The 12,828-nt window shown below is 36.9% G+C and carries 11 protein-coding genes and 1 other RNA gene; 7 read left to right on the forward strand and 5 right to left on the reverse strand.

The window, feature by feature from the left end:
• The first annotated feature begins 43 nt into the window (after window positions 1–43).
• A complete protein-coding gene (ytxJ, locus tag G530_RS0107560; RefSeq protein WP_026933950.1) occupies window positions 44–445 on the forward strand; it encodes a bacillithiol system redox-active protein YtxJ in 402 nt (133 codons plus the stop codon).
• 136 nt (window positions 446–581) lie between these two features.
• The gene (locus G530_RS0107565; RefSeq protein WP_035716006.1) at window positions 582–974 is read left to right on the forward strand and encodes a RidA family protein; all 393 of its coding nucleotides are present in this window, start codon (window positions 582–584) and stop codon (window positions 972–974) included.
• Window positions 975–1,035: 61 nt separating this feature from the next.
• On the opposite strand, the gene fahA is transcribed toward G530_RS0107565, so the two are convergent.
• Entirely contained in the window at window positions 1,036–2,325 is a 1,290-nt protein-coding gene (gene fahA / locus G530_RS0107570) for a fumarylacetoacetase (RefSeq protein WP_026933952.1), read from the reverse strand.
• 109 nt (window positions 2,326–2,434) lie between these two features.
• Between fahA and glyA the strand changes: the two genes are divergently transcribed.
• Window positions 2,435–3,709, forward strand: a complete 1,275-nt coding sequence (glyA, locus tag G530_RS0107575; RefSeq protein WP_026933953.1) for a serine hydroxymethyltransferase — start codon at window positions 2,435–2,437, stop codon at window positions 3,707–3,709.
• Between the two features lie 73 nt (window positions 3,710–3,782).
• On the opposite strand, the gene G530_RS0107580 is transcribed toward glyA, so the two are convergent.
• Both G530_RS0107580 and G530_RS0107585 read right to left on the reverse strand, forming a co-directional pair.
• Window positions 3,783–4,187 carry an acyl-CoA thioesterase gene (locus G530_RS0107580; RefSeq protein WP_026933954.1) on the reverse strand — a complete coding sequence of 135 codons (405 nt, stop codon included), beginning with the start codon at window positions 4,185–4,187 and terminating at the stop codon, window positions 3,783–3,785.
• Window positions 4,187–5,242, reverse strand: coding sequence for a glutaminyl-peptide cyclotransferase (locus tag G530_RS0107585; RefSeq protein WP_026933955.1), 1,056 nt, complete (start codon window positions 5,240–5,242; stop codon window positions 4,187–4,189). The genes G530_RS0107580 and G530_RS0107585 overlap by 1 nt, the downstream gene beginning before the upstream one ends.
• Window positions 5,243–5,329: 87 nt before the next feature.
• On the opposite strand from G530_RS0107585, the gene ffs reads away from it, so the two are divergent.
• The 3 genes from ffs (at window position 5,330) to fsa (ending at window position 7,000) form a co-directional block, all read left to right on the forward strand.
• An RNA gene (ffs, locus tag G530_RS17500) (signal recognition particle sRNA small type) lies at window positions 5,330–5,428 on the forward strand.
• A 43-nt stretch (window positions 5,429–5,471) separates the two neighbouring features.
• A complete protein-coding gene (locus G530_RS0107590) occupies window positions 5,472–6,290 on the forward strand; it encodes an SDR family oxidoreductase (protein ID WP_026933956.1) in 819 nt (272 codons plus the stop codon).
• Between the two features lie 53 nt (window positions 6,291–6,343).
• Complete coding sequence (fsa, locus tag G530_RS0107595; RefSeq protein WP_026933957.1) at window positions 6,344–7,000, forward strand: fructose-6-phosphate aldolase; 657 nt, start codon at window positions 6,344–6,346, stop codon at window positions 6,998–7,000.
• 50 nt (window positions 7,001–7,050) lie between these two features.
• Here the strand turns inward: fsa and G530_RS0107600 are convergent, their stop codons facing one another.
• Window positions 7,051–8,394: a hypothetical protein gene (locus tag G530_RS0107600; protein WP_240472138.1), complete on the reverse strand. Its 1,344-nt coding sequence runs from the start codon at window positions 8,392–8,394 to the stop codon at window positions 7,051–7,053.
• Between the two features lie 236 nt (window positions 8,395–8,630).
• On the opposite strand from G530_RS0107600, the gene G530_RS0107605 reads away from it, so the two are divergent.
• Window positions 8,631–10,256, forward strand: coding sequence for an ABC-F family ATP-binding cassette domain-containing protein (locus G530_RS0107605; RefSeq protein WP_026933959.1), 1,626 nt, complete (start codon window positions 8,631–8,633; stop codon window positions 10,254–10,256).
• Between the two features lie 74 nt (window positions 10,257–10,330).
• Here G530_RS0107605 and G530_RS0107610 read toward each other — a convergent pair whose 3' ends face one another.
• On the reverse strand, window positions 10,331–12,691 hold the full coding sequence (locus tag G530_RS0107610; protein WP_026933960.1) for a TonB-dependent receptor: 2,361 nt from the start codon (window positions 12,689–12,691) through the stop codon (window positions 10,331–10,333).
• Window positions 12,692–12,828: the final 137 nt, after the last annotated feature.

Below are 12,828 nucleotides of genomic sequence, written 5' to 3' on the forward strand. Positions count from 1 at the left end.
TCTATTAAATTTACTTAGATTTACTTTTGCGAAAAAGAATGTTATGGGATTATTTGATAAAATTTTCAATTCAGAGAAGCAAGCAAAAGCTGAGGACAAAAAAACAACTCCCTGGATAGGTCTAAATTCAATGGAGCAATTAGATGAGATTGAGAATATTTCAGAAGATAAAACGGTGGCTATTTTAAAGCATTCTACAAGATGCGGAGTAAGCAAAATGGTTTTAAGAATGTTTGAATCAGATTATGACCTTGATGAGAATGAACCTGTAGAATTATATTTCCTGGACCTGATTAGTTACAGGGAAATTTCGAATGAGATCGCAAATAGGTTCAAGGTACATCACGAGAGCCCGCAGTTAATTATACTAAAGAACAGGGAGGTAGTTCATCATTCTTCACATCAAAGTATCTCTGCTAATAAACTGGCAACATTTGTAGGCTAGAAGGTCAGAATTAAAATGCATGCTAATTATACCGGTTTTCCCTTAATTCACGGCAAATAAGAACTTTAAGGTTTGTAATAGATTGAATTTGAAGTCTCTATGGTTAACTTTAAGTTTTAAAGTTATAATATTAGAGATGGAAAAAATAGTTGAACGCTCGGGGCCTTTTAAAGATTATATAGCTGAAGGAGTTAAGGTTGGGGATACAGTTTATTTATCTGGCCAGGTTAGTCTTGGTGATGATGGCGACCTAATTGGTGATGGAGATATGAAAGAACAGGTTCGCCAGGCATATCATAATGTAAAGGAGTTATTAAAGAAATTCGACCTTTCTATGGATAATATTGTAGATGAAACCTGGTTTGTGACCAATATGAAGTATTCCATGGAAAATATCGATGAGCTGTTTGAAATTAGAAGTGAATGTTATGGCAAATTTCCAGAGGTTGCCCAAACGATGATAGAAATTAAATCGCTGGTGATGCCGGAATTAATGATAGAAATTAAATGCGTTGCGAAAACCATTTAGTTTTAAATAAAAAAAGGGCTGGTAATTTACCAGCCCTTTTTTTATAGAGTACAATTTCAATTTATTTTTTCTTCGGCTCATATACCGGAAGTAATTTTGACTTCACCTCACCAAAACCAATTCTGGAATTTCCATTCTGGCAAAATCCTCTCATGATTACGGTATCGTTATCATTAATGAATTTACGCTCAGATCCGTCTTTTAGTTTAATTGGCTTACTACCACTCCAGGTAAGCTCCAGCATAGATCCAAAAGAATCTTCAGAAGAACCTGAAATTGTTCCGGAAGCCATCATATCTCCGGAATTTACCGGGCAACCGTTTACTGTATGGTGAGCCAATTGCTGACTCATGTTCCAGTAAAGATACTTGAAGTTTGATTTTGAAAGTGAATTTTCCTCCCCGCCTTCTGGCTGAAGGAATACTTCAAGATTAATGTCAAAACTCTTATCTCCTGAATACTTCAGATAAGGAAGTAATTCTTTTTCAGGTTTAGGACTTGCAGTTCTAAATGGTTCTAATGCATCCATAGTAACGATCCATGGAGAAATAGAAGATGCGAAATTCTTAGCAAGGAATGGCCCTAGTGGCACATATTCCCACTTCTGAATATCACGTGCACTCCAGTCATTGAAAAGCACCATTCCGAAGATATAATCTTCAGCTTCATCAACCGGAATTGGTTCACCCAGATGATTTGCATCTGTAGTGATAAAAGCCATTTCCAATTCAAAATCTACTCGTTGAGATGGTCCGAAAACCGGAGCATCAGAGTCAGCAGGTTTAGTTTGACCTTGCGGACGGTGTACTGGAATTTCTGTAGGGATGATAGAAGAACTTCTTCCGTGGTAACCTACCGGAATATGCAGCCAGTTTGGTAACAGGGCATTATCCGGATCTCTAAACATTGTCCCGATATTGGTAGCATGCTCTTTAGAAGAATAAAAGTCGGTATAATCACCTACCTGCACAGGCATTTGCATTTCGATCTCATCAAGAGTGAAAAGAACCGTATTTCTATGGTCCTGATTATCCTTGAGATCAGAATTATTAGCGTCGAAGATATCGGCAATACGGTTTCTTACCAATCGCCAGGTCTTCTTGCCGTCAGAGATAAAATCGTTTAAAGTATCCTGTAAAAATATATCGTCGGTTAGAGGGATCCCTTCAAAATAACCTAATTGATGCAATGCTCCAAGGTCTATCGCGTAATCACCAATTCTTGTACCAATGGTGATTACATCATCACGGGTAAGGAAAACTCCAAAAGGGATGTTTTGAATAGGGAAATCGGTATCGCCAGGAATATCCAACCAGGTTTTTCTATTTGGATCGTTAGCGGTAATTGGCATAAAAATGTTGGTTTTTTGTTAAAATCTAGTTGACTCAAATATATTATTTTCCTGTAATTAACCGAATGTATTTGTTACTTTTACCGAATATTTAACGTAAAAATTTGTGATGCAACGAGACACCCAAGTATTTGATTTAATAGCGGAAGAAAAAGAGCGCCAGTTGAATGGTTTGGAACTTATTGCGAGTGAAAATTTTGTAAGTGATGCAGTGCTTGAAGCTGCCGGATCTGTGCTTACAAATAAATATGCTGAAGGTTACCCCGGGAAGAGATATTATGGAGGATGTGAGGTGGTAGACCAGGTGGAACAACTTGCGATAGACCGTCTAAAAGAATTATTTAATGCAGAATATGCGAATGTGCAGCCTCATTCTGGTTCACAGGCAAATACCGCAGTTTTTCATACCTGTATGAAACCTGGGGATAAATTCCTTGGTTTTGACCTTTCTCATGGCGGTCACTTAACACATGGTTCTCCGGTGAATTTCTCCGGAAGACTTTATAATCCTGTTTTCTACGGAGTAGATAAGGAAACCGGTCTTATAGATTATGATGCGGTTGCGGAGATCGCAGAAAGAGAAAAGCCAAAAATGATCATTGCAGGAGCCTCTGCATACTCACGAGAAATCGATTATAAGAGATTTAGAGAGATCGCCGATAGCGTTGGCGCGATTCTGGTTGCCGATATGGCGCATCCTGCGGGACTAATTGCCAAAGGGTTAATTAGTGATCCACTACCATATTGTCATATAGTAACTTCTACTACTCATAAAACCCTTCGTGGGCCAAGAGGTGGTATTATATTAATGGGGAAAGATTTTGACAATCCTTTCGGTGAAAAATTAAAGAATGGAAACCTGAAGAAAATGTCAACGATGCTAAATTCAGGAATTTTTCCTGGGAACCAGGGAGGTCCTTTAGAGCATATTATTGCAGCTAAAGCTATAGCCTTTGGAGAAGCATTGACAGACGAGTTTCTTCATTATATGGTACAGGTGAAAAAGAATGCCAAAGTCCTTGCTCAGGCTTTTGTTGATAAAGGATATGGAGTAATTTCTGGAGGAACAGATAATCATATGATGCTTATCGACCTTAGAAATAAAGACGTAAGTGGTAAAGATGCTGAAGAAGCTTTAGGGATAGCTGATATTACCGTTAATAAGAATATGGTGCCTTTTGATGATAAATCGCCATTTGTAACTTCAGGAATTAGAATTGGAACTCCTGCTGTGACTACTCGTGGATTAAAAGAGAATGATATGTCTAAAATTGTAGAGCTTATCGACCGCGTGATTACCAATATTGATAATTCTACAGAACTGGAAGCTGTGAAAAAGGAAGTGAATGCAATGATGCAGGGTCTTCCTTTATTTCAAATGTAATTCTGGTACACTACATATAAAAGAAAGCCATTCTTCGGAATGGCTTTTTTAATGGATTGATCTTAATATATTTTTATTGCAGGAAAACCTTCTTAAGCTCTTCTGAAATCTTTACAGGTTTTTTTGTTTCCTTATCCAGAAGGCACCAGGTTGTTTTTGCTTCGGCAAGCAATTTATCTGTCTCTGCATTTTTAATGATGACATGTCTTATAGAGGTCACGTGTGTCGCATCGCCTACATAGGTCTGTAGCGAAATGGGGTCATTCAAAAAGGCTTCTTTTTTATAATTGATCTCATGCTTTACAACTACCCAGATCACTTTTGATTTTTGTTCTTCTGAAGCTCTTTTTTCCCAGTGTTCCTCTGCAACATCCTGAACCCACTGCACGTATTGTACATTGTTTACATGCTGCTGTTTATCGAGGTCTTTCTTATTAACCACGATCTTTTTTTCGTATATCTCCGGATTAAGTTCCATTATTTTTCCATGATTTTTACTTCGAAGATCTTATCCCAGTTTTTACCTGTAACATAAAGCTTGTCGGTCTTAGGATTATAGGCAATGCCATTTAGAACATCCAGTTTGCTGTGCTGAGTAACATTATTCTTTAAATCTTTGAAATTAATAAGGCCTTCAATTGCACCGTTTTCAGGATTGATAATGGCAACACTAGGAAATTGATAAGTATTCGCGTAGATCTTTCCGTTAACCCATTCTAGCTCATTGAATTTTGTTGCCACAGATTTATGTGTAGCGGGTTGGATATAGGTTTGTTCCGCTAAAGTTTCAGGATCCAGGATCCAGATCTTCTCTGTGCCATCACTTTTAAAGATCTTTTCTCCATTATTGCAGAGTCCCCAACCTTCTTTACTCTGGTTATATCCAAAGGTTCCGGTTTTTTCGAAAGATTCCAGATCATAAATAAATCCTTCACCTTCCTGCCAGGTAAGTTGATATAATTTATCATCTAAAACTGTAAGCCCTTCAGCAAAGTACTGGTCATCTAATTCGATCTCTTGTAAAACCTCACCCGAATCAAGATCTAATTTTCTCAATTTGGACTTTCCATACTGTCCAATACTTTCATATAATATATCATCGTGAAATTCTAATCCCTGGGTGTAAGAAGTAATATCATGCGGGTACGAATTAACGATCTCGTAGGTGTAAATTACAGGAGCCTGGGTATTCAGGATCTTTACTGGTTTGGTTAAAGTATCGGTAGTTTCATCGCTATAAACAATAGCCTTTAGATTATGATTGCCGAGTAATGCATCACCAAGTTCTAATTTAAAATCTGAACCATCTGTAGAGCTATTTATATAATTGTCACCTAAAAAATATGAAACTGAATCTATTTCCTTGTTTTTGCTATTCAGAATTGAAGCCTGCAAGCTTTCATTTAGTTTGAAACTGGATTTATTTTCATTGATCTGAAGAGAAAAATCAGATTTTTTATTTCCATTATTACTTCCACAGGAAAAAAATAAAAAGTTTAAAATAAAGAGTAACAGTAAGTTAAATTTGTTCATTGTAAAATAGGCTTGAATACTGAGCTAAATTAACCAATTCACTTTAAAAAAAGCTTGCGAAAAGATACAAAGATTGTATATTTGCAGCGGCAAGTCCCACACAACCAGCTCCTGCTGAATCCCCCAGGGCGGGAACGCAGCAAGGGTAGGCGGTCGTAGCGGTGTGATGTGGGTCGCTTGCCATTTTTTATTTCTACAAAGTCCTAAATTTATTGCATATTTGTGCGATATGAAACACGGGAAATCTTCAAAAAAAGTAGTGCTTATTACAGGTGCTTCTTCCGGGATCGGAAAGTCTATCGCGACTTATTTAAGCAAACGAAATTTTACAGTTTACGGTACCAGCAGGAAAGCTAAAAATTCTGAAGAGGATTTCTATTTTGTACAACTGGATGTGACCAATGAGCAATCTATTAAGGATGCTATTCAGTTTGTTTCAGAAAGGGAAACTAAGATCGATATTCTTATAAATAATGCAGGAGTTGGGATCACCGGTCCTATAGAAGAAACTCCGGAATCTGAAATTAAAAAAGCCTTTGAAACCAATTATATTGGACCATTGAACATGATCAAGAATGTTCTGCCTGTAATGAGAAAGCAGGGTAGTGGTCTTATTATAAATGTAACTTCAATTGCCGGGTATATGGGATTGCCTTACCGCGGGATTTATTCTGCAACAAAAGGAGCACTGGAAATTACAGCTGAGGCTTATCGCATGGAGATAAAACAATTCGGCATTAAAATGACGAATGTGGCTCCCGGAGATTTCGCAACCAACATAGCTTCTGGGAGATATCATGCGCCTGTTGCTAAAGGTTCTCCTTATGAAGAAGTCTATGGGAATACCCTGGCGCTAATGAATGAACATGTTGATGCTGGTCAGGATCCTGAATTAATGGCTCGGGAAATTTTGAAGATCATAGAAACACCAGATCCTAATGTTCATTATAAAGTAGGTGAAAGGTTGCAAAAACTTTCGATAAAACTAAAAAGTCTACTGCCAGATAAACTATATGAGAAAATGCTAATGAAGCATTATAAATTGTAATTTTATTACAGTCATAAAACCGAAAACATTAATATTCAAAATAACACACAACTATGAAATTTTTTATTGATACCGCTAATCTGGATCAGATCAAAGAAGCACAGGATCTGGGAGTTTTAGATGGGGTTACAACAAATCCTTCTTTGATGGCAAAAGAAGGCATTACCGGTAAAGACAATATATTCAAACATTATAAGAAGATCTGTGACCTTGTAGATGGTGATGTAAGTGCTGAAGTAATCGCTACAGATTTCGAAGGAATGGTGAGAGAAGGTGAGGAGCTGGTTGAAATTCATGACCAGATCGTAGTTAAAGTTCCTATGATCAAGGAAGGAGTGAAAGCTCTTAAATATTTTAGCGATAAGGGGATCCGTACAAACTGTACGCTTGTGTTTTCACCGGGTCAGGCGTTGTTAGCTGCTAAAGCTGGTGCAACTTACGTTTCTCCATTTATTGGAAGACTTGATGATATTTCTACAGATGGGTTGAATCTAATTGCTGAAATTAGACTTATCTATGATAATTATGGTTTTGAGACAGAAATACTGGCTGCTTCGGTAAGACATACCATGCATGTGATAGAATGTGCAAAATTAGGAGCTGATGTTATGACTGGTCCACTTTCTTCTATTGAAGGTTTGTTGAAACATCCCTTAACTGATATTGGATTAGAGAAATTCCTTGCAGATTACCAGAAGGGGAATAAATAGTAAAGTTTAAAATAGATTAATTGAGAAGGCCGTCTGAAAAGATGGCCTTTTTATTTATTGAGAAATTCAATGATATCATCTTCAAATTCCGGACTTCCAAATTGCATATCGCCTTTTACAATTGTCCCGTCTGAATTTACAAAGAACACCTTGTTCAGGTATTTTCGGTAAGTCTCTTTAGATGGGGTTCGTCTTGTAATTTGATATTCATTTTCCTTGTCATAACCAAAAGTTTCCATGGTCCTTAACCACTCTTCTCTCTCTCCAAGGTCAATATTAATACCAAGAAAAAGAAGTTCCGGGTACTTCTGTCTTAGGTTGTTAATGATGCTGTGTTGCCATCTGTGATGTGCCGGTGAATAAAGAGACCATGCGTATGTTATAGTAGGTCTATTTATAACATCGCCGTATTCTATGACCACTCCGTCTGTATTTTCGGCCATTAACCCATTAATAGATTTACCCACAAAATAGTTTTTCTGGATCTCAGCAAGTTGTCGTGCACTGGCAATATTGCTGTAATCTATCTTTTCCAGCAGATTTAGAACAGAGTCCAGTCTGCTTTTTCTTTCAGCCATAATAATAGCTTGTGCTGCAAGCCTGTCCAGGAACTCATTTTTTAATGTATTTACCTGAGATAAAGAATCGATCAATAAGATCCTTCTTTCTATATTTCTAAAGGTGTTAATGTTGAAACACTTTTTATGGTCGGTGTGCTTTTGGGCGCATTGCTCTATAGATTTAGAACGTAAGTAATCATCTATTAAGTTTGTATACACATAATAATCCTGAAGCTCCTTGTTGTTAAAATCTATTTCTTCTCGATAATCGTTAAAATCTTCTGGAATTTTATCTGCAAAACTGTTGTAATATTTTCTAATAAGAAAGGTGTATCGTTCTCTCAGATCGTAAAACTCGTAGTCTATACTAGCTCTGGCGATCTCTAAGAATTCATCTGAGAATTCATTTTTTTCCTTGAGATTTTCAAGTTTAAGCAGTCTTTGCTCTTTAATAGAATCGGTGATCTGGGCGAACTTTTGAGGTTCAATCTTATAATAGGTGAGAATTAGATCATTATTGCTCTGATTCTTCAGGAACATATCTAAAAGGAAGTTGCTTTTATCTGAACCATCTCCACTAAAATTTAGAGATTCGTCAAAAGACATCGTATTTAACCAGATAGCTATACTGTCACCGGGTTCCATATACATGATCTGGCTCTCTGGTGGATGTTTAAAAGTATAAATGCCGCTTTCAAAATCCTTGTATTCTTTCCCGAATTGATTTTTCTCGTCCAGGTACAGGGTGTCTATGGTCTTATTTTCCTTTGAAATAACTACATAATCTGTTTCGGGATTGTTTATTTGACCTCCAATAAATACGGAGTCAGACACTTTAGAATTGTCATTACAACCCGTGAGCAGGAGCGCACAGCAAAAAATAAAAATAGGTAAATACTTCATTTGCAGTATTGGGCAATGAGGCCTCTTCGGTTTGCCCCAATTTTTAACAAATATATATTCTGCTAAAAGCCAGCTATGTTAAGTGGGCGTTAAAACAAATATTTAAAACGTTAATCTTTCTCAGTAAACACGATTATAACTACTTTTGCAAAAAATTAATTTATTTTATGCTTTCAGTATCAAACCTTTCTGTACAGTTTGGAAAACGTGTTTTGTTTGATGAGGTTAATACAACCTTTACACAGGGCAACTGTTATGGAATCATCGGGGCGAATGGTGCCGGTAAATCTACCTTTTTAAAGATCCTTTCAGGGAAATCTGATCCCACTTCAGGTCACGTTCATCTGGAGCCTGGCAAACGTATGTCGGTTTTAGAGCAGGATCATAATTTATATGATGAGTATACGGTCCTTGAAACTATATTGAGAGGTAATAAGCCATTATTCAAGGTGAAAACTGAAATGGATGCTCTTTATGCTGATTATTCAGATGAAAATGCTGATAGAATTGGGGAGCTTCAGGTGCAATTTGAGGAGATGGATGGATGGAATGCTGAAAGTAACGCGGCCTCAATGCTTTCTAATCTGGGAATAAAAACAGAGTTACACTACTCGCTGATGAAGGATCTGGATGGCCAGCAAAAGGTACGTGTGCTGTTAGCACAAGCTTTGTTTGGAAAACCGGATGTTTTGATCATGGATGAGCCTACCAACGACCTGGATTATGAAACGATAAGTTGGTTAGAGAACTTCCTTGCTAATTATGATAATACCGTAATAGTTGTTTCTCACGACCGTCACTTTCTTGATGCTGTTTGTACACATATTTCTGATATTGATTTTGGAAAGATTAATCATTTTAGCGGTAATTATACATTCTGGTATGAGTCTTCACAATTAGCGGCAAGACAGCGAGCGCAACAGAATAAGAAAGCTGAAGAAAAGAAAAAAGAGCTTCAGGAGTTTATCTTACGTTTCAGTGCTAACGTAGCTAAGAGTAAGCAGGCTACTTCCAGAAAGAAAATGATCGATAAGCTGAACATTAATGAGATCAAGCCTTCAAGCAGAAGGTACCCAGCAATTATCTTTGAAAGAGAACGAGAAGCAGGGGATCAGATCCTGAATGTAGAGAAGCTGGAAGCAAGTATAGAAGGTGAAACCCTTTTTAAAAATGTTGATATAAATCTTTCTAAAGGAGATAAAGTAGTGGTTTTCTCTAAAGATTCCAGGGCAACTACGGCATTTTATGAAATAATAAATGGGAAACAGAAACCTGTAAATGGTAAATTTCAGTGGGGTGTGACTACTTCACAATCTTATTTGCCGGCAGATAACTCAGATTTCTTTGATAACGACCTTACACTTGTAGACTGGTTGCGCCAGTGGGCAACTACCGAAGAAGAAAGAGAAGAGGTTTATATTAGAGGTTTCCTTGGTAAAATGCTTTTCAGTGGGGAAGAAGCTTTAAAAACCTGTAGAGTACTTTCTGGAGGTGAGAAGGTTCGTTGTATGTTAAGTAGAATGATGATGATAAGAGCGAATGTTTTGATGTTAGATGAGCCTACGAACCACCTGGATCTTGAATCTATTACTGCCTTCAATAATTCTTTAAAGAATTTTAAAGGGACAATTTTGTTTACAACTCATGATCACGAATTTGCGCAAACCGTTGCAAATCGGGTGATAGAACTTACTCCTGGAGGAGTGATAGATCGTTACTTAAGCTTTGATGAATATATGAGTGACAAGAGCATTAAAGAGCAAAGAGATAAAATGTATGCTGTACAGGCATAGTTATTTTAATCTATATAAAAAAATGAAAAGCCCTGCTGTTGCAGGGCTTTTTTTATGGTTAATTTAATTCTATACTAGAAAACGCCGCCGCCTCCAGACTCATCGTTATCACGACTTTTACGTTTTACTGCACGATTCTTTCCTCCTCCAAATCTATAAGAGAAGCCAAGGTAAACTGTTTGTGTTTCACCTTTAAACCTTCCTTTTTGTTCAAAAGGTCTACCGTCTTCAATTCTAAACTCCTGGGTGTCGAAAACATCATTGAAATTTAAACTCAGAGTAGCTTTATTATCTTCAAGAAAAGAATACCTGGCACCAAGATTCATAAAATACATAGGCTTAACGTCCAGCTGCAGATCCTGACTCGCACTTCTGTAAAATCCAAATAACGAAAACGTCAGAGATTCAGTCGCCTTTAAGTTATGATTGGTTCTAAAAGTGAAGGCTTTGTTGTCTATTTCAATAAATTCATTTCCAGCAACCCCTTTTAGGTTTTGTCTATATAATTCCAGTCCTGTATTCGAGCTCCACCAGTCTGTGAATTTATAATTCAGGGAGAATTCTGCGCCATATGAGTCATTAGAATCAAAGTTTGCAAAGGTTAAGAATATAGAACCTGGTTCATCTTCCCGGCTGTTAAATACCTGGTTTATCTCGTCCTGGGTCCTTCGGTAAAAAACGCCACTGGTTAGGCTGCCTTTTTTTCCTAATTTTCGAGTATAATTAAGTTCTAATGAATTCGTGAACTGTGGTCTTAGTTCAGGATTTCCGGCAACCGTTAATCTTGGTGATGCAACCTCTCTAATAGGATTTACCTGGCCAAAACCAGGCCTGTCTACTCTTCGGCTATAACTTAATTGATAAGAATTTTTCTCACCTGGATTGTAGCTTACGAATCCCGAAGGATATGCGGTGAAATAATCATCTTCATAAACCAGAGCTCCGTTATAGACGGCATCAACATTAAACTGTTCCAGCCTTGCACCTAACTGATAAGACCATTTTTCAAAGGTTTGTCCAAAAGTGGTGTAAAAGCTGTAAATATCACGATTATATTGGTACTGGCTATCTTCAAAATCTGGGTTGGTAGTTTTATAATCGTTATCTGTATCCAGCAAACGAACCTCTGCTCCTAATTCCAGTTTTGATACTTCACTTAGAGGATTTACATAATCGATGTTCCCGGTAAAATTTTCACGCCTCTCTTCAACCAGATCATTATATGGAATTAGATCAAGTTCTGTATCTGTAAAATCTATATTGGTGTTTTCTTCTTCGACAAAGTCATTATAATCTAACTCAAACTGGATATCATGACCTTCTTTATTAAAATCATGATCAAAAAGAAAATTATAAGCAGAATTGCTATTATCCATATTCATGTAAAGTAATTGGGTAACATCCATAGACGTATCGTTACCATCTCTCACACTTATATAACCATCAGGACCACCATCGAACATATTTTGATTGGTGTAAAAAGAGAATGTATTATTATCATTCAGGTAAAAATCAACGCCTAGCTTAAATAGATAATTTTCTCTTTCATTATCTACTTTGAATTGCTGTTCGATATTTTGTTCTGGAAGTAAAATGGTTCCTCCGTTTTCTCTTGGTCCGAAATTGGTTCCTGCATTCGAGTAGAAATTAAACTTTCCAGTCCTGTAATTCATATCTAAAGTCCCGTTGAACCTGGTGTTTTTCCCAACTGTAAGCCCTGTATTCAGGTTTCCGTTGAATCCCTGATTTGCATTTTTGTGCAATACAATATTGATGATCCCACTCATGCCTTCAGGATTATATTTTGCTGAAGGATTGGTGATCAATTCTATACTTTTTATAGAAGTAGATGGAATTTGTTTTAATAATTGTGCAGGATCTAAATTTGTCGGTTTTCCGTCTACTAGGATCCGAACATTAGAGTTTCCTCGAAGAGAAATATTCCCATCCTGATCTACGTTTACTGAAGGTATATTGACCATGATTTCTGAAGCGCTCGCTCCTGTAGTCATAAGATCCTTGCCTACATTTATTACTTTTCTGTCTACTCGTTGTTCAATGGTGGTTCTTTCAGCGATAACAACAGTTTCGTCAAGCATGGCGACATCTGGTTCCAGTTTTATAGTTCCTATATTAATGTTGGTATTATTCCTGTCAATATGGATATCCTTACTATAGGTCTTGTAACCTATAAATTGTACTTTGAAAATGTAATCTCCGCTTTTAATATTATCTATCTTAAAAGTACCATCATCACTTGAGGTAATTCCTGTGACGAGATTTCCTTCCATGTCATTGATTATTATAGTGGCGTAGGGGATGGGTTCATTTAATTCTCCATCAATTACCGAACCTGTGATCTTGCCTACGGGATCTGTAAATGCCATACTTATGGCAGATGTGAATAATAGAAAACTTAAAAATAAATGTTTCATTTTTTGATTGATTTTGATGATTAATGTTTAACAAGTTACTTGGTATTGCATAGTAGATTCACACAATACCGCGTAGTTTGATGACCTTGTACTAATATGACGATTAAAAATAGCTTCTGTTACAGAAGTTTAAAAAA

Source organism: Christiangramia echinicola DSM 19838, from assembly GCF_000423065.1.
In the GTDB taxonomy this organism is placed as follows: Bacteria; Bacteroidota; Bacteroidia; order Flavobacteriales; family Flavobacteriaceae; genus Christiangramia; species Christiangramia echinicola.